Here is an 18,740-nt window from a genome sequence, read left to right as displayed (position 1 = left end):
CCACCAAGTTGGGAATACCATAGGAATTTCCAAAGTAGGCGAGAGCAAGCAATTACTTATAACCATTGTTGAGCTTTCGTTTTTTATTATTTATTATATAATTCTAAGTTTTTTAGTCTCGACCCTTTTATTAAAAGCCACAGCATAAATGCTAATTCCCCCATTGTAAGAAAGAACAAAAATTGAGTGTTTAAATTCGGAAAAAAGAATATGCTCAGATTGTCTACTACCCAGCTCAATCCTGCAACTATTAAAATTATTCCAAATGCTTTTGGAATGTATGTCGCTTTATACACCAAATAACCAAGTAAAATAAGATAGATTCCAAAAAATATTAGTCCAAAAGAACCCTCAACTCTAAAGGCTTTAAAATACAGCAAAATACTGTCATTTATTTGCTCTATTCTTGTATGCTTTATATTCTCAAGAGAATTAATTACACTTAATATGCTTAAAAGGTTATACATAGCACTGAAATACATAGCTGTATAAATTAACCTAAACCACGCGGTTAATAAGGATAAGCTTTTGTTTACGGGCTTCAATAAAAAATATAATGCCCAAGATGCTGTAATATCAGCAATCAGAGTCAATAGAATTAGAAATATCGCGGTACTAAACAGGTACTTATTATTTATAATATTTTCAGCGGTAATTGTAGGATTTTCATAATCGATAAGTTTTGGGAATATTGAAAATTCCGCAAATGGAGTAGTCAAAACCATTATAAGTAAACTGATTCCAGCAATTAAGGCTGAATTTGAAAGTGACAACTCTTTTCCATTATAATTAGCCATTGATTCTATAGTTTATATTCTTTTCAATGAGACGATTTTTCAGAAAACTTGTTACAAGAGATAAAATTCATCCGTGTTCTAAAATGAAGCACAACGTTCTGTGTATGGTACGTATCCCAAAGGGTATGTACTATACACCACTTGCTTACAGTTATTATTCATTTTTTTCTAAAGCTTGAATTACTTTTCCTAAAATTAAATAAGCTCTCTGATGAGGAAACCAATTTCCATATGCACCAGAAGTCATTGCTATGACCATATTTTCTTCAGGTACAATAACTAAATGATTTCCGCCATTTCCTGATGCCCATAGGTATTCTATTTCTTTTGTTCCGAACTTTCGTTTAGATTTATACCACAACATTCCATATCCATCTGCCAGCGGATTGTAATCTCCAATTGCATTTGAATTTTCATTGATTAAACTATTTATATAATCAGAATTCACAATTTGTTTGCTGCCCCATTTTCCTTTATTTGAAATTAAATAACCAAGTTTAGCAAAATCGAGCGCAGAAATGTAAAGATTGCCTGCCGCTCCTGTTTGGTTTGAAGCATTTGTATACCAATAGAATTCTTCTATTTCCAATAGGTCAAAGACGTGTTTTTTGGCAAAATCCCTTAAACTCATTCCTGTTCTTTCTTCGATAATTGCTCCAATTAGAACTGCGTTTATATCCGCATAAACCCATTTCGATTCAGGTTTTCTGACTAATGGAATACTTAACAAATAATTCACCCATTCGTCTTTATCTATCCAATGGCCCGCATTTCCAGGTGTATTAGAACTATCGGAATCTGCATCTAAACCCGAAACCATATTTAACAAATGAATAAGCTTCACTTTCTTATAGTCTTCGTTAATTGATGGGTATTTATTTTTTGGAAAAAAAGAATAAACATTTTGGTTTAAATCTTCAATGTAACCCTCTTGGATTGCGACTCCTAACAGTAAAGATGTAATGCTCTTTCCCGCAGAACGTATATCGTGAATATGCTTTCTCCAAAACGAATTATAGTAATATTCTATTCCTAATTTATTGTCTTTAATAACTATTAGTGCTCGATAATCTCTTTGTTTAAAGTTATCAATGAAATCATCGAGAACATTTAATGAATCTTGATTGAAGCCAACTTTTTCTGGATTAATAGAAGGAAGGTTTATGATTGGTTTTCTTTGGGCAAACAATGATATAGAAAGTAGTGCTAAAACTAAAAAGATTATTAATCGCATTGAAAATTTTATTGATTGGTAGTTTAAAAATTACTTTAAATGTATTTTGTTACAGTTTTTCCTAATGTTCGTTAAGAGACATGGTTTACACAAGTTAAAGATTAGACTTTACACTAAATTAGTTTCTAACCTTATGTTAGTTTTTTTATTTCTTAATTCATTTTCATTAAAGAAACCTAAAAATACGTTTCTGTAAAACACTTTCCAAATACCGTTACCAAGATTTTGGATTCCTACATATTTACCTTTTAGAGCACTTGTTAAATATACCCAATAATAGGACCTCCATCTGATAGCTCCGTTTTGAGTTACTTTAAGAACTTTATGGTCTAAATCATAATCAAAGAGAGGTGTTTTTTCGGGAAAAGGTCTGGTCTCAAAATTATGGACAGAAGCGGGTGTTTTCATGCCTAAAGCCTCATGGGGTCTTATGTGATTATATTCCTTTACAAAATGGTTTAATCTGCGTTGTTGGGCTTTTAGATCATAAGCAGAAGGTCTGGCACATGCCGCCTTTAAGTCACGGTGCATGCGTTCGTGCCTTCCGTTTTGCTCAGGGTGGGCAGGGTCAGAAAACACAGGGGTAATCCCAAGTTCAATAAACCAATAAGAGAGTTGGGTATAGCGTTGGATGGCTCTTACAGAACCAAAGGGGCTACCGTTATCTGTATGGATTTGTTTAGGCATACCATACTTTCTAAAGACCTTTGTAAACTCAGTTTTAGCAGACTTTAAGTTTTCCTTATAATGCCCTTTAGCCGTAAACAAAAAACGACTTTTGGAATCTGCAATGGTTAGCGGGTGACAATAGATCTTATTGCCCATTAAAAACTTTCCTTTATAATCTGCACTCCATACTTCATTACATGATTTGGGGTCGAAAATAGGGAACACAGGTTTGACCCTTCTCATTCGTTTTTGAGGACAGACCAGACCATTTTTCTTGAGTATGTTGTGGACAGTAACCACAGAAGGAACTATTTCTTTATTGAAATCGTTAAACAAAAGTATTCTGATTTTTTTAGCTCCCCAACGTGGATATTTAGCCTTTAATTTAATAATAGCTTTAACAATATTCTCACCCGTAGCGTTAGGATGTTCTCTGGGTGCTCTTGACTGCTCTTTTAGACCGTCATAACCTTGATTTTCGAATCTGGAAATCAGCTTGTAGGCTGTTGGTCTTGAGATTCCAAAGTTTTTGCATAATTCTGTGATGGTATATTTCCCAGTTCTCCATTCACAGATAAATTCAATTTTTTGTTCCATAGTTGTAGTTGCTTTCCAAGGCATGATAATTTGATTTTTATCTCAAATTACAACCTAAAAAAGTGTAAACTATGTCCCTTTAACTTTGTAAACTATGTGCCTTTACCATACCCTAATTGTGCCTAACGTTTTGTATATGAAAAGTAGTGGATTTTTGAACACTAACTTTTCAAGTTTACATTGACCATAAATTTATGAAATTCAATTTCGTTTAAGCACTTAAACCACTATTTTTTATATACTTTGTTATGCTCTTTTTCTTTTCTCATTGTTATTATCAATTTGTTCTTTTTCTGTTCGATTAATACTTCTTTTCCTTTTTCAAATCCTAATTGTTCGAGCCATCTCCCTTCGAGTCTAATTTCAGGTACAGTGTAATTATTGCTCCATCTACGATAACGAAACTTACTGTATATTTTTAAAATCCTGAACTTACTCAACTGTCAACTATTTATATGACAAACATAAGAATTTAAATCGATTTGTCAAATTTTTGTATGACAAAATTGTCGTATAATTAATTGACATTTGTTATTGTGAATAAAGAACAACTAAAAAAGAAAGTTGGTCAGCGCATTGTTGAGCTGAGAAGTCAGAAGGGTTGGAGTCAGTCCGATTTGGCTAGAGCTTGTGATAAGGACAGACAAGCGCTTGAAAAGTTGGAGAATGGAAAAGTCAATCCGACTATTTATTCGCTTTTAGAAATCGCAAAGGCTTTGGAAGTTCCTTTGAAGAAATTGGTTGATTTTTAATCAGTTCTACACTTTTTTCAATTTGTTCTGAATATGGTCAATCGAAATATTCATTTTTTTGCTTAGTTCCATCATTAATTCTGATGAGGATTTAGTCATTTCAATTTCCGTTTCATTTACCATATATAGAATATGTTCAAATGCTAATCCAAATTCTCCAACAGAGTTATATTCGCTAATTATTTCAAATCCATTTTTCATTCCTTCTTGGTTCAAAGGACTATTACTATCAGGTGCGTAATTGATTTTTTGAAATTCTAAATCAATCAACGATTGGGCTTCCTTACCAACTGTTGCAATCTTTTTTGCTATGTTGTTTTTAAAAATTCCTAATCCCATAGTTTCTTGATTTAATTGAGCATAACGCCAAATATATGAATCGGAGCAAGGCAAGCAAGCCTGAACCAATTGATCTATCTGCGCATTTTTATTTCTTGGTTTAATTCATAAAAATCTAGCGCCGTAGCAAAAAGGAAATGACCTTATGATCTAGCACTAAACTTTGCTCTGATTTCATATATGATGTTACCAGTTTTTTTATTCCGATTGACTAATTATTTCAATTGTCTGCTTTTCCTCAATGGGTTTTTTAATTCGGATATTGATTTTGTTATAATTCCATTCTCCGTTTATTCTGTTAGCAGAAATATCCATAGAAGCTTTTCTTTTACTTCCTTTAACACGAATAGATAAATCAACCGACTTATTATCTTCAGAATAACAAACTTCACCTTCCAAAATAGCTAAATTATCTATAGGTTCTAATTCACCCAACAGATCAGTCACTCTTTTATTCCGTTGAGCTTTTTCAAGTGCATTTTCATAAAGTTCCGTATCCGCGTATGCTTGAGCAAAATCAGTCATATGTCCTCCCATTCCAGAAGAGAAAAATAAAACTATAGAAATCAAAGTAAAACTCATAAGCGGCAAAAACCACTTCCAATTCCGTTTCCACCAACTTTTTCTCTCAATTATTTCGTTATTCATTTCACTTTTTTGAATTACTGGTAACAAAGATATATAGTTAATATTAACTATATATCTTTTATATCAACGAATATAACGAATCTTTTATGTTAATATCCATTAGCCATATTTGAATTTCTATAATTATTAATTTCAACAAATTCATCGCTAATATTTTTCCTTTTTTATCAAATCCACAAAATCCACTTTCAATAATTATCAATCTGATATTTATTTAAAATTACGTATTTGAATATTTTAAAATTACGTATAAATACTTAATTTTGTACGTATAAAAATACTTAATTATGAACACTCCAACGCAAACTAAGTCTACAAATTTAAATTTATTGAATTTAAAAAATGTATCAATACGTACATTTTGGATTACAGCTATATCCTTTTTCATGTGCTTTTTTTCATGGTTTGGTATTGTACCTTTTATGCCAGACGTTGTTAAGGATTTAGGGTTAACGCCAGATCAGAAATGGAATTCTATCATTTTAGCAGTTTCAGGAACCGTATTTGCTCGTTTACTTATTGGTAAACTATGCGATAAGTATGGTCCGAGAATGTGTTATACCTGGTTATTGATTTTAGGAGCTATACCAGTTGTATTATGCGGATTGGTACAAACACCACTTCAATTTTTAATCTGTAGATTATTTATTGGTTTTATTGGGGCGTCGTTTGTAATTACCCAAGTACATACATCTTTAATGTTTGCTCCCAATATTGTAGGAACAGCAAATGCAACATCTGCAGGATGGGGTAATTTAGGAGGAGGTGCTAACCGATTAGGTATGCCATTAATTGCAGCTGCTGTAGTAAGCTTTGGAGTAGCCGAGGCAGATGCATGGAGATACTCTATGGTCGTAGCCGGCGTTATTTGTTTTATTATGGGGGCTGTGTATTATTTCTTTACCCAAGATACTCCAGAAGGAAATTTAAAAGATTTAAGAGCAGTAGGTAAAACTGTTGAAACTAAAAAAGATAAAATAAGCTTTTTACAAGTACTTAAAGATTACAGAGTTTGGATACTTTTTATAGTTTATGCAGCTAGTTTTGGTATTGAACTAACGGTTTATGGTACAATGGACGATTACCTTCAAAACACGTTTCAATTAGAAAGACTTACAGCAGGTAATATTGTTTTGTCATTTGCATTAATGAACATTTTTGCACGTACACTAGGTGGATTCTTTGGTGACAAATTCGGGAAACTAAAAGGATTACGAGGTCGTGTGTTATTTCTATCGTTTATATTAACGCTTCAGGGCATTATGCTTGTTACATTTTCATTAACAACTAGTATAGTTATCGGCTTTGTGTTTTTAATTCTATTTAGCTTATCAGTTCAAATGGCAGAAGGTGCAACCTTTTCGGTAGTCCCCTTTATAAATAAAAAAGCCATTGGTTCTGTTTCCGGTATCGTAGGTGCTGGTGGAAATGTAGGAGCGTTTTTAGCAGCATTGTTACTTAAATCTAAATCTGCTGTAGCAGAAAAAGCAGCCATTGCTGCAAATCGAGGCATGGGTGAAGATGTTATAAACAGTGCGCAAGCAGCGGCATCATCTGCAGCAGTATCCCAAGGATATTTATTAATTGGTTTTGTAGTTGTAGTAACTGGAGTTGTAGCGCTTTCTATTAAGTTTTCAAATGAAGATGAAAAAACAGCAAACAAAGAGTTGGAACAATCTCTAGGAAAATTGGCACCAGCGAATAGCTAATGCCAAGTGCTCCCGATAGGGGTTTTTAATATTATCATTCCCATTAAAACGGGAATGTAAAATTATCATTTTACGAATATCGGTATTGATTTTTATGGTATTCAGAATAATTAAAACACAAGTTGTATTCTGTTGTTTTATTTTATTAATTAGTATAAAATGTTATGATGCATGAGTAAGAACGAAGTAAAAACAACATGCTCTTATTGTGGCGTTGGATGTGGTATTATTGTTAAAAAGGATATAAACAATAAGGTTTATGTTGAAGGCGATAAAGACCATCCTGTAAATAAAGGTATGCTCTGTTCTAAGGGTATGAATTTACATTACGTAGTAAACGATACTTCCGATAGAATTTTGTATCCCGAAATGCGATGGAGCAGATCGCACCCACGTGAACGTGTAAGTTGGGATGATGCATTAGATAGAGCAAGTAGTGTTTTTAAATCAATTATAAAAAAGCACGGTCCAGATAGCGTCGGGTTTTATGTATCCGGACAAAGCCTTACCGAAGAATATTATATTGCCAATAAATTAACCAAAGGATTTTTAGGAACGAATAATATAGATACAAACTCACGTTTGTGTATGAGTTCTGCTGTAGTAGGTTATAAAAAAACTTTTGGAGAAGATAGTGTACCAATTTCTTATGAAGATATCGAGTTAGCAGATAGTTTTTTAATAACAGGAGCTAACCCCGCATGGTGCCATCCTATTCTTTTTAGACGTATTGAAAAGCGTAAAGAAGAAAATCCCGATGTTCAAATTATAGTTATAGATCCCCGAAAAACAGATTCGGCCAATTTCGCAGATTTACACCTTCAATTACTTCCGGGAACAGATGTTATACTTTATAACGCCATAGGAAGACGTTTGTTTGAACGTGGTTATATCGATAAAGATTTTATTAAAAATCATACAGAAGGTATCGCCCCCTATAAAGAGCTGATTTTTAAAACCTCTATAAAGCAAGCTTCAAAATTATGTGGTGTTCCAGAAAAAGATATTAAAAGAGCAGCAGATATTATTGGACGTTCTAAAGGCTTTATAAGTATGTGGGCTATGGGACTTAACCAAAGTGTGGTTGGAACCAATAAGAATGTATCGCTTTTAAACCTATCGTTAATAACAGGACAGGTTGGTAAACCGGGTTCTGGACCATTTTCGCTTACTGGGCAACCAAATGCCATGGGAGGGCGAGAAGTAGGAGGGATGGCTAATTTATTAGCCGTTCATAAAGATTTAATGAATGAAGAGCATAGGCGTGAAGTCGCACAGTTTTGGGGTGTTGATAGCATATCGGACAAACCCGGTTACACAGCTACCGAAATGTTTGACGCTCTGGAAAGTGGCAAGCTAAAAGCCATTTGGATTGTTTGTACCAATCCGTTGGTAAGTATGCCGAATACACACCAAATAGAGCGTGCCATGAAAAAGGCCAAGTTTGTTGTGGTTCAGGATATTTCGTATAAATCGGATACGGTAGACCATGCCGATTTGGTGTTACCAGCGGCCGGATGGTTAGAGAAAGAGGGTACCATGACGAATTCTGAACGCCGTATTTCGTATTTACCAAAAGAAATAGATCCGCCAGGAGAAGCAAGACCAGATGTAGAAATTCTTTGTGAGTTTGCACAAAAAATGGGCTTCCGTGGATTTAATTACAATAGTGCCGAGGAGATTTATAGCGAATATAGTGCTATGACCAAAGGGACTAATATAGATGTATCGTTTTTAAATTACGACAGACTTAAAACCGAAGGTACATTCCAATGGCCAGTTCCGGAACATAGACACCCAGGAACACCAAGGCTATTTCAAGACAAGCAGTTTTATACACCTTCAAAAAAAGCCATATTTAATATCCCAACCGGTATAGAAAACACATCGTTTAAACCTACCGAAGAATTCCCGTTAATACTTACAACCGGGCGTATTAGAGATCAATGGCACACCATGACTAAAACGGGTAAAGTATCGCGATTAAAAACGCATTATCCAACTCCGGTTTTAGAAATTAACCCTGTTGATGCCTATTTAAATAAAATTAAAGAAGGCGATATTACAGAGATAAAGAGTAAAAATGGCGTAGTTAGGGTGCGAGCAAAAGTAACCGAAACCATTAAAAAGGGTGTTGTGTTTTTACCAATGCACTGGGGTAAGCAGTTGCAGAACGATTTAAACCGGGCAAATAATTTAACGAATACGGAAGTAGACCCTATTTCAAAAGAACCAGACTTTAAGTTTACTTGTGTGTCTGTTCAAAAATATACAAAACCCGTAGAGAAGATTATTATTGCAGGAGCAGGTGCGGCATCATTTAGGTTTATTCAGAATTACAGGGAACATAATGAGGTAGACGAGATTCATGTATTTTCAAAAGAACCTAATCTGTTTTATAACCGAGTGTTATTGCCAGAATACGTTACCGAAGAGCTAACCTGGGAACAGCTTTTAAAGATTAAGAATCTTGAGTTAAAAAAGCTTAATGTAAAACTGCATCCAGAAACGCTTATAGCAGATATAGATAGGGATAAAAAAGAAGTTACCGATAGTAATGGTGAATCGCATACGTTCGATAAGCTAATTCTTGCTACCGGAAGTCGTGCCTTTATACCTAAAGGTGTTCAGTTGGATTTACCGGGACGTTTTACCATGCGAAACAAGATTGATGCAGATAAGTTTAAATCGTACTTAGATGCTACAAACCTACCTCCGGAAGAGCAACATGTGGTTATTGTTGGTGGCGGGTTACTTGGCTTAGAGTTAGCAGCAGCCTTAAAACATAAACAGGTAAAAATTACCATTGTTCAACGTGCATCCAGACTTATGGAACGTCAATTGGATAAAGTTTCCAGTAAACTTTTGGCTTTAGATGTGCAGGAACGTGGTATTCAGATATATTTTGATAACGAAGTGAGTACGGTATTTGACGATGAGGAAACAGGTGAGCTTAATATCAATTTAAAAAGTGGTAAGCTCATTACGGCCAATGCGATAGTTTATGCCATAGGAACAATTCCTAACGTAGAAATAGCCAGAGAAAATGGTATTGCATGCGGAAGGGGCGTAAAGGTAAATCAGCATTTACAATCGTCGCATCCAGATATATTTGCCATTGGTGAGATTGCAGAGTATAACAATCAGTTATTTGGCATTACATCGGCAGCAGAAGAACAAGCTACCATTCTGGCAAACTTTATAGCTGGCGATATTAGCTGTTCATACAATGGTTCGGTACTAATGAATATTTTAAAGTTTAACGATTTAAACCTTTGTAGTATTGGGGATATTGATGTTCCGGACAATGATGATAGTTACGAAGAAATCATTTTTACAGACCTTAAGAAACGTTATTATAAAAAATGTATCGTTAAGGACGATTTATTAGTTGGAGCGGTTTTAATGGGCGATAAAAATGAGTTTGCCGAATTTAAAACCATGATAGAAAGTAAAATTGAAATGGCCGAAAAGCGTGACACGCTACTTCGAGGTGCTTCAAACGATACCCCAGTTATAGGAAAGCTTGTATGCTCATGCAGTCAGGTAGGTGTGGGCAATATAGAAGAAGCCATCGCAAAAGGTTGTACCGATTTTACAGAACTGTGTAATAAAACAGGTGCAGGTATTGGCTGTGGAAGTTGTAAAACTGAAGTTAGGGAAATACTTCATAATTCAAAAGTATTAGCATAATGGAGGAACCATACAGATTAAGGATAAACGGTGGGGTGTTATCTCCCGGAGAGTTAAAATACATTTGCGAAACAGCAGAAGGTTTGGGTTTAGATGCTATATCGTTTGGTTCTAGACAAGATATTATTTTTCCAGAACAAATAGATGATAGCAAGTTCGATCAATTTGATAAAGTACAATTTGTAAGACCTAAACACGATGCTGTTGAAAATATAGCGTCATCTTATGTTTCGGCAGAAATATTACCCAGTACCTCTTGGCTTACCAGTGATAAGTATTTGTATATTTTAGAGCAGTTTAAGCATAAGTTAAGCTTAAGAGTTAATGTTACCGACCCGAAACAACGGTTGGTACCTTTGTATACAGGAAATGTGAACTTTATTGCATCAGAGCATGAAGATTATTGGTACTTATATGTTAGACTTCCCGGTTGGGAAAAAACAGAAATGTATCCAGCACTAATCTTTAGTTGGGATATGGATAAGATAGAACTGGCTATAGAAAATGCTTTGCAGGAAGAACCAGAAACTATTGAAACACTTTTTGAGCTGGTTAGCGATTCGGCCGATACGAATAACAGAACCGTAGATAAGCCTTTGGAGGTTCCTTTTTATCCGTTTCCATATTACGAAGGAATGAATCGTATAGGAACCGACAGATATTGGCTAGGATTGTATTGGAGAAACAACAGATACGATTTAGCTTTCTTAAAAGCGATGTGCGACCTATGTTTTGAAAATAAGATCGGTAAAATTTCAATTACCCCTTGGAAATCTTTTATAGTAAAGGGCATTCCATTAAAAACAAAACTGCAATGGGAAAAGCTTTTGGGTAAATTCGGTATAAATGTACGCCATTCAATGTTGGAGATGAATTGGCATGTCCCGGTAAACGATCCAGATGCCTTAAACTTGAAAAAGTATTTGGTAACCAATTTCGATCAGAATGATATTAGTACGTATGGGTTAACCTTTGGTATTACTAGTTATGAAAGCGATACTTATAATTTCACTTCTATTGTTATAGAAAAAAATAAACAACCCGAAGCTATCGGTGATTTTAAAATTAGAGATACCTACAATTTATTATATGCTAAGAATTTCGATCCCAATACGCTAGAATATATCATGCATGTTCAAGATGTAGATAAGGTTGAATTACCGGGACTATTAATGGAATTAAGTCAGTTGTATTTTGAACAGTTGGGAACAGAGCGTGAAGAAGAAAAAGCAGTTGAAGCCGTTAAAGAGAAATTTGAGGAAGAAGTATACCAATGTAAAGATTGTTTAACCGTTTATAACGAAGTTTACGGAGATGTTACCCAAAGTGTAGCGGCTAATACGCCTTTTGAAAGCCTTCCTGAAACTTATGAATGTTCACTATGTGAGGCACCTAAAAGTCATTTTAAGAAAAAAGTGTTGGTAAAGTAAAAATGGTGTTTAAGGCGAGTTTTAAAGAGCTAGTCACGAATACACGAAATTATGCACTAAGCCACAAACGAGTACTCCCAACTGTTTACTGATCACTGAACACTGATGACAGAACACTGATCACTAAATCTCTCAAAAAACCGCTAAGGCATAAAGAGAATACTGTAAACTTTAAAAACTAAGATATTTACTTAAATGTAAACAGTATTTACTTTATATTAAACACGGTATTCGTAATTTTAATGCAACCTAGTATTTCGTCGCTAGTGGTAAAGATGCAAAGCAATATTGTTAACTGTGACTGCACACTGCGACTGAATGATTTCTAGCAAAGAAGCTAAGCCACAAAGAGAATAATTTTTACATGTAGCTAATTACTGTTTACTGCCACTGAATACTGAATACTATTGAACTAAGACCTAGGTTTACTCAACCCTCTGTCGTACATTACAATGCTCCCTGCAATAGATACATTTAAGCTCAATTGAGATTTAAACTTAACCAGAAAATGACTTTTCTCTATAGCTTGATTGGATAAGCCATGATCTTCGGCACCCAATAAATAAACACAACGTCTTGGATGGTGAAAGGTTTCTAAATCTTCTGCTTCATCGGTTAATTCTACACCTACTATTCTAGCACCTTTAGGTAAGTTTTTAAAAAAGGCATCAAAGTTTTCATAATGAAAATAAGGCATAGATTTTACAGCATTATGTGTGTCGCAAGCTTGTTTGGCATATCTGTTACCAATGGTAAAGATAAAACTGGCACCAAGATTTTGGGCAGACCTCCAAAGTACACCAAGATTTTCAGGTGTTTTTCCATTCTGTATCCCTATCCCAAAGAATTCGTTTTCGAAGTTGTCTATCATAACCCCAAAAATAAGTATTCTCAAGATTTACCGAAAACTTGATACTCCTAATTCTTTTAAAATAGTTTTATTGGTATTTCTTGTTAAACCTAAGCCTAGCATTGTTTTTTAAGCGATAAAAACCATTCGTCGACACTTAATTACCATTCACCTATACTAAGTTTTGATCAACCGAAACTTGTCTCATTTCCAGTTCTTTAGTCTTTACCTTTCGACTATCAACAAATCCAAAATAGCACATGAAAAATTTAAATATACTTCTTATAGAAGACGACATGATAGAAGTTATGAAACTAAACAGGGTAGTTTCATCTTTAGAATTAAAGCATAATATAACAGAAGCTAATAACGGCGAGGATGCCCTTAAGGTTTTAGAACAAAAGGACAGATTGCCCGATATTATTCTACTGGATTTAAATATGCCAAAAATTAACGGCATAGAGTTTTTGTCTATTTTGAAAAATGATAGCCGTATGAAATATATACCGACGATCGTTTTAACCACGTCGAGCAATCAGCAAGATTTACTGGAGTGTTATAAAATAGGTATAGCTGGTTATGTTTTAAAGCCGTTAAAATATGAAGACTACATAGCCAAAATTGAAAAGTTACTTGAATATTGGAGTGTTAACGAATTAATTAAGGCGTAAACGAATAAGATTAACAAAAATAAAATAGACAACGTATTAAAGTTTAAAATAAATGAAAGGTATTGTTTTTACAGAATTTTTAGATTTAGTTGAAGATAAGTTCGGACTTGAAATGGTTGATGAAATTATTAACAAATCCAATTTAGAGTCTGGCGGAGCTTACACCTCTGTGGGAACTTACGAGTTTTCAGAAATGTTGCAGTTACTTCAGCACCTCAGTAAAAATACCAATATACCTGTTGATGATCTGCTACTAATTTATGCCGAACATTTTTTTGGGGTTTTAAAAGAAAGTTATCCAGACCTGTTGGCTATGTACAATAATCCTATAGATATGTTGGCTTCAATAGAAAACCACATACATGTTGAGGTAAAAAAGATATATCCCGATGCCGAGTTACCAACTTTCAATATTGTTGAAAAAACAGATAGCTCACTTGTAATGATATATAAATCCAGTCGGGCCATGCATCATTTTGGCTTGGGATTAATGAATAAAACGTTCGAGCATTTTAATTCTAAAGCTACAATTGAGCTCGAAAAAATACAAGAAGATGGAACAGAAGTTAAGTTCATAATTAATCAAAACTAATGTTAGATACCAAAGTTGATATCATAGAACGTGCTCTTACGCGAGAAAAAACCGCTAGGAAGGAAGCTGAAAGGATTTTAGAAAATAAATCTTTACAGTTATACAACCTTACGGAAGAGTTAAAAGGGGCTAATGAAAAGCTGGAGCTGCTTCTTGAAGAAAAAACATCTGAACTTCAAGGTGTTTTCGAGAATATCAACGATGCGTACGTTATTATGGATTTGTTTGGCAACGTATTAAAAATGAACGACATTGCTATAGATCTTTTTGAATACGACATTAATAAAGAGCGGTTCAATATAACCGACATTATATATAAACCAGATGCTAAATATGCATTTAATTCCTTTAAAACACTACAAAAAGAAGGGGTATTTACAGACTATACGGCACGTATTATAACCAAAACCCAAGAAGTAAAATGGGTGCATGTTAATGCCAGTATTATTTATAACAACCTAAAAATTCCGGTAGGCGCACAAGGTATAATAAGAGATATCACAGAATCTAAGCATACAGCAGATCTTATCGAGCAGCAAAAGAAAGAGTTGGATGTTATTGTGGAAAACTCCTCATTAGGTATTATTCTAATTAAGGACGATAAGATTATTAGAACCAATGAAGCTATACAAAAGCTATTAGGCTATACAGAAAAAGAGTTTTCTAAACTTACTATTAATGATATTTCTTTTCCAGAAGGGCTTAAGGAGTCTAAGAAGTACCTAAAGAAAATGGAGTCTGGAAAGATAGATGAGTTTGCTATAACCAAACGGTATAAAAAGAAAAGTGGTTCGGCGCTCTGGGCGAAAACCAATGTAAATGCTGTTAGGTTTAAGTCTGGTAGTATGAGGTTTCAGGTAGCACTTATTGAAGATATAACAGCCGAGCGAAAAAACTCATTGATTATAGAAATGATCAATGATGTTGCCAAAGCGATTCTTGGTAAAATAGATATCTATGAAATTGCCTGGGAGATCGCCGATAACATTGCAGACTATTTAAATACAGATAATTGTAGCATATATCTGGTGAATCAAAAGAGTAAAAACCTGGAACAAATAGCAACCTATAATGAAAAATCAGATGTTAAAAAGGCAACATTTGCTATTGGGGAAGGTGTGGCCGGTTCTGTGGCGAAAACAGGAGAAGCAGAAATTATTAAAAATACCGATTTAGATGACAGATATGTGCCTAGAGGAAAAAAACTGTTGTCGAAAATTGCAGTTCCAATAATTAGCGACGGACAGGTTATTGGTGTTATAGATTCAGAACATAGTAAAAAGAACTATTATACCAACGAGCACTTACAGACGCTACAAAGTATAGCCAGTTTAGTAGCCATGCAGTTTAAAAGTGCTGTTAATTTAAGAGAACGCGAAAAAGCAGAATCTAAAAATAAAGATCTTCTAAATGAGTTAGCCAAAAGTAATGAAGAGCTTCAGGAATATGCCCATATAGTATCCCACGATTTAAAGTCACCACTACGTAGTATAAATACACTGGTGAATTGGATTAGAGAGGACACTAAAGGAAAACTAGATGAAACCAGTTTACAAAATTTTGGGTTAATAGAAGATACTTTAGAAAAAATGGAGCAACTCATTTCAGACGTTCTGTTGTATTCAAGTGTAGGGGTAAATTCTAACGATAAACAAACTACCGACTTAAATGAACTCATGAAAGACCTGAAGCAAATTTTGTTTGTTCCAGAAAACATCGAAATAAAAGTTTTAAATCCATTACCTAAAGTTCAAGGAGATAAGGTAAAACTTCAGCAATTATTTCAAAATTTAATAAGTAATGCCGTAAAGTTTAACGATAAAGAAAAAGGACTTATTGAAATTGACGTGGCAGAACGAAAATCGTTTTATCAATTCTCAATTAAGGATAATGGTATAGGCATTAAAAAAGAATATCACGAGAAGATCTTCAAAATATTCCATTCACTTAATGTAAGTAAAGAATCTACAGGAGTTGGTTTATCGATAGTGAAAAAAATTGTCGATATGTATCAGGGAGATATTTGGTTAGATAGTGCACCAGATAAAGGAACAACTTTTTACTTTACTTTATACAAAAAATAAACACATTAAGCATTCCCATATTTTTACTTACAATTACAGTTTTATTCAACAACCATTTTAATGGATGCATATAGCCTCCATGATCATGAATTTGCACAACTATTTTTCTTAAAAATGGACTTCGTAATTTTTAACTTTAAGAAGAATAAGCTATACTTCTAAAAAAATAACCATTTTTCTGTTTTTCTGGTAAATATTAAAAAAAGCATCAAATTTTTTAGATATTCTGCGTTTCCGAGCACGATTACTGTTTTTGGTATTTAAATGTCTTAAAATCAATGGTTTAATTGTGGTTTGTGATTTTAAAAAAGCAGTATTAATCTTCATTTAAAGAAATTTTTTCCTACATTATTTTTGAAATATTAAAAAAAGTACTACATTCGTTAAAGTGTTCGAAAAGTTAGATGAAATACACGTTTGTTTGTTTCAATGCTAAAATCGAGACATAAACTAACCCCAATTATTTATAAAAAGACAATAAATAAATTAACCAGGTATGAAAATAATTCAATTAAAAAAGCACAAAAATAAGGAGTGGGAATACCTTAGCGAGAAGCAAGATTTATCCAACCCTTTAGTTTTGATTTTTGGAAACCGTTTTATGTTAGAAGAAGCTTCTGTATTTGAAGAAATAAGAGGCATATTTCCAGATGGGCATCTAGTTTTCGGTTCTACAAGTGGAGACATTACCAGAGAGTCTGTAGATGACAACAGTATAACAATTACTGCTATAGAATTTGAAAAAAGTAACTTCATAATAAAAACAAGTAACGTTTTAACTTCAGATTTAGATAGTTATAAAACAGGAAGAGACCTTATACAGCAATTCCCAACAGACGATTTAAAGTTTGTTTTTATAGTTTCTGAAGGAAGTTTTATTAACGGCAGTGAGCTTACAAAGGGCATGAGTGCTGCAACAGAAGAAAACCTTTTAATTACAGGAGGATTGTGTGGTGATGCTGCACGTTTCGAAAAAACCGTAGCATCTTATAATGAAAACCCAAAATCGGGCGAAATCGTGGCCATTGGTTTTTACGGAGAAACCATTGAAGTGTCATTTTCTATTTATGGAGGTTGGACACCGTTTGGACCAGAACGTATTGTAACCAAATCGGAATCCAATGTTCTTTGGGAGTTAGATAACCAACCAGCTTTAGATCTTTATAAAAAGTACTTAGGAGATAAGTCTAAAGACCTTCCTGCAGCCGCATTGTTATATCCTCTAAACGTAAAAGCGACAAATGAGAAAGAATCTGTGGTAAGAACGATTTTAAATATAAATGAAGAAGATAATACCATGATTCTAGCTGGCGATATTGCGGAAAATGATAAGGTGCAATTAATGATGACCAATGTAGATAATATTGCAAATGCATCAGAACGAGCTGCCAGACAAGCTTTGGAGCTAAGGGAAAACAAACCGGAATTAGCACTATTAGTGAGCTGTATTGGTAGAAAGTTGGTATTAGATCAACGTGTTGAAGAAGAAGTAGAAGAGGTTATAGAAGTAATAGGTAAGGATGCTACTGTAGCTGGCTTTTATTCTTATGGAGAAATAGCACCTTTTCATGGGTATGTTTCGTGCCAATTACATAACCAAACGATGGCAGTAACTTTAATAAGCGAATAATGAACACACTACTAAAAAGACAAATTCGAAAATATTTGAAGGAAGATCTGGTAAGTGATTCTATATTGGATGATTTTGTTGAAGCTATTGATAAATCGTATAATAACTTTGATGAACAGTTTATAATGCTTCAACGTTCTATGGCCATTAGTTCGGAAGAATTGTATCAGGCTAATAGAAAATTACAACAAGAATCGGAAGCCCAGCAAGATGTTATTAATAAGCTAAAAAATGTTATTGATACACTTAAGTTCTATAATCTGGAAGAAAACGATACGGATAACGGTGAGTTTGATGGCTTAAAACTAATTGAGTTTATAGATCATCAAACCAAAGAAATTATAGAAATGAACAAGCAAAGGGAAATACTCATGGATGAGTTGGCGCATCAAAATCAAGAATTAAGTGATTATGCCCATATGGTATCCCATGATTTAAAATCGCCCCTTCGTAGTATCGATACATTAACAACCTGGTTAAAAGGTGACTATGAAGACCAATTGGATGAACAAGGAAAAGGGAATCTGGAATTAATACGAAGTAATGTAGAAAAAATGGATGCTTTAATTAGCGGTATTTTAGAATATTCTACAATTGGAAAAACTCAAGTCGAGATTTATGATGTAGACTTAAATATTATACTTAAAGATGTTCGAAGCATTATTACTTTACCGGAAGGGTTTGTTCTTAATATTTGCGACATGCCTACGGTTAAAGGTGATAAGTATAGATTGCAGCAGTTATTCCAAAACCTTATAGATAATGCCATTAAATATAATGATAAGGAGAAGGGAAGAATAGATATTGAAACTAAAGAGCAAGAAGACCATTGGGAATTTAGTATAAAAGACAATGGAAAAGGTATAGACGAAGAGTATCATAAAAAGATATTTAAAACCTTTGAGAAACTAGAGAACAATGTGGATTCTACCGGAATTGGATTATCTATTGTTAAGAAAATCATAGATCTTTTTGGAGGGAAGATTTGGGTTGATTCTGAAGTTGGGAAAGGCACTACGTTCCATTTTACTTTAAAAAAGTAAAC

16 protein-coding genes are annotated in these 18,740 nt (G+C 33.9%); 9 read left to right on the top strand and 7 right to left on the bottom strand.

Annotated features, from left to right (window positions below; all coding sequences use genetic code 11):
• Nucleotides 1–86 precede the first annotated feature (86 nt).
• From C1H87_RS02600 to C1H87_RS02585, 4 genes are all read right to left on the bottom strand, one after another.
• On the bottom strand, nt 87–797 hold the full coding sequence (locus C1H87_RS02600; RefSeq protein WP_102754322.1) for a DUF4386 domain-containing protein: 711 nt from the start codon (nt 795–797) through the stop codon (nt 87–89).
• A gap of 154 nt (nt 798–951) precedes the next feature.
• Nucleotides 952–2,031, bottom strand: coding sequence for a serine hydrolase domain-containing protein (locus tag C1H87_RS02595; protein ID WP_102754321.1), 1,080 nt, complete (start codon nt 2,029–2,031; stop codon nt 952–954).
• Between the two features lie 108 nt (nt 2,032–2,139).
• Nucleotides 2,140–3,321: an integrase core domain-containing protein gene (locus C1H87_RS02590; protein WP_102754320.1), complete on the bottom strand. Its 1,182-nt coding sequence runs from the start codon at nt 3,319–3,321 to the stop codon at nt 2,140–2,142.
• A 203-nt stretch (nt 3,322–3,524) separates the two neighbouring features.
• Nucleotides 3,525–3,737, bottom strand: a complete 213-nt coding sequence (locus C1H87_RS02585; protein WP_102754319.1) for a SymE family type I addiction module toxin — start codon at nt 3,735–3,737, stop codon at nt 3,525–3,527.
• A 96-nt stretch (nt 3,738–3,833) separates the two neighbouring features.
• Between C1H87_RS02585 and C1H87_RS02580 the strand changes: the two genes are divergently transcribed.
• Nucleotides 3,834–4,049 carry a helix-turn-helix domain-containing protein gene (locus tag C1H87_RS02580; protein ID WP_102758154.1) on the top strand — a complete coding sequence of 72 codons (216 nt, stop codon included), beginning with the start codon at nt 3,834–3,836 and terminating at the stop codon, nt 4,047–4,049.
• Between the two features lie 6 nt (nt 4,050–4,055).
• Here the strand turns inward: C1H87_RS02580 and C1H87_RS02575 are convergent, their stop codons facing one another.
• Complete coding sequence (locus C1H87_RS02575) at nt 4,056–4,388, bottom strand: hypothetical protein (RefSeq protein ID WP_102754318.1); 333 nt, start codon at nt 4,386–4,388, stop codon at nt 4,056–4,058.
• A gap of 198 nt (nt 4,389–4,586) precedes the next feature.
• Nucleotides 4,587–5,036, bottom strand: coding sequence for a cytochrome c oxidase assembly factor Coa1 family protein (locus C1H87_RS02570; protein WP_102754317.1), 450 nt, complete (start codon nt 5,034–5,036; stop codon nt 4,587–4,589).
• Between the two features lie 287 nt (nt 5,037–5,323).
• Here C1H87_RS02570 and C1H87_RS02565 point away from each other — a divergent pair, with 287 nt between their 5' ends.
• The 3 genes from C1H87_RS02565 (at nt 5,324) to C1H87_RS02555 (ending at nt 11,868) form a co-directional block, all read left to right on the top strand.
• Nucleotides 5,324–6,745: an MFS transporter gene (locus C1H87_RS02565; RefSeq protein WP_102754316.1), complete on the top strand. Its 1,422-nt coding sequence runs from the start codon at nt 5,324–5,326 to the stop codon at nt 6,743–6,745.
• 171 nt (nt 6,746–6,916) lie between these two features.
• Complete coding sequence (locus C1H87_RS02560; protein ID WP_102754315.1) at nt 6,917–10,438, top strand: nitrate reductase; 3,522 nt, start codon at nt 6,917–6,919, stop codon at nt 10,436–10,438.
• Complete coding sequence (locus C1H87_RS02555; protein WP_102754314.1) at nt 10,438–11,868, top strand: rubredoxin; 1,431 nt, start codon at nt 10,438–10,440, stop codon at nt 11,866–11,868. The genes C1H87_RS02560 and C1H87_RS02555 overlap by 1 nt, the downstream gene beginning before the upstream one ends.
• Before the next feature lie 412 nt (nt 11,869–12,280).
• Here C1H87_RS02555 and C1H87_RS02550 read toward each other — a convergent pair whose 3' ends face one another.
• On the bottom strand, nt 12,281–12,739 hold the full coding sequence (locus C1H87_RS02550) for an RNA methyltransferase (protein WP_102754313.1): 459 nt from the start codon (nt 12,737–12,739) through the stop codon (nt 12,281–12,283).
• 239 nt (nt 12,740–12,978) lie between these two features.
• Between C1H87_RS02550 and C1H87_RS02545 the strand changes: the two genes are divergently transcribed.
• From C1H87_RS02545 to C1H87_RS02525, 5 genes are all read left to right on the top strand, one after another.
• Nucleotides 12,979–13,389 carry a response regulator gene (locus C1H87_RS02545; protein ID WP_102754312.1) on the top strand — a complete coding sequence of 137 codons (411 nt, stop codon included), beginning with the start codon at nt 12,979–12,981 and terminating at the stop codon, nt 13,387–13,389.
• A 52-nt stretch (nt 13,390–13,441) separates the two neighbouring features.
• Nucleotides 13,442–13,981, top strand: coding sequence for a heme NO-binding domain-containing protein (locus tag C1H87_RS02540; protein WP_102754311.1), 540 nt, complete (start codon nt 13,442–13,444; stop codon nt 13,979–13,981).
• Nucleotides 13,981–16,065 (top strand): ATP-binding protein, encoded by a 2,085-nt coding sequence (locus C1H87_RS02535; RefSeq protein WP_102754310.1) that lies wholly within the window; start codon nt 13,981–13,983, stop codon nt 16,063–16,065. Before C1H87_RS02540 ends, C1H87_RS02535 begins: the two co-directional genes overlap by 1 nt.
• A gap of 496 nt (nt 16,066–16,561) precedes the next feature.
• Nucleotides 16,562–17,695, top strand: coding sequence for an FIST signal transduction protein (locus tag C1H87_RS02530; protein WP_102754309.1), 1,134 nt, complete (start codon nt 16,562–16,564; stop codon nt 17,693–17,695).
• Nucleotides 17,695–18,738: a sensor histidine kinase gene (locus tag C1H87_RS02525; RefSeq protein WP_102754308.1), complete on the top strand. Its 1,044-nt coding sequence runs from the start codon at nt 17,695–17,697 to the stop codon at nt 18,736–18,738. Before C1H87_RS02530 ends, C1H87_RS02525 begins: the two co-directional genes overlap by 1 nt.
• Nucleotides 18,739–18,740 lie beyond the last annotated feature (2 nt).

The sequence above is a fragment of the Flavivirga eckloniae genome (assembly GCF_002886045.1).
Classification (GTDB): domain Bacteria; phylum Bacteroidota; class Bacteroidia; order Flavobacteriales; family Flavobacteriaceae; genus Flavivirga; species Flavivirga eckloniae.
This window is presented reverse-complemented; position numbering and strand designations above follow the sequence as displayed.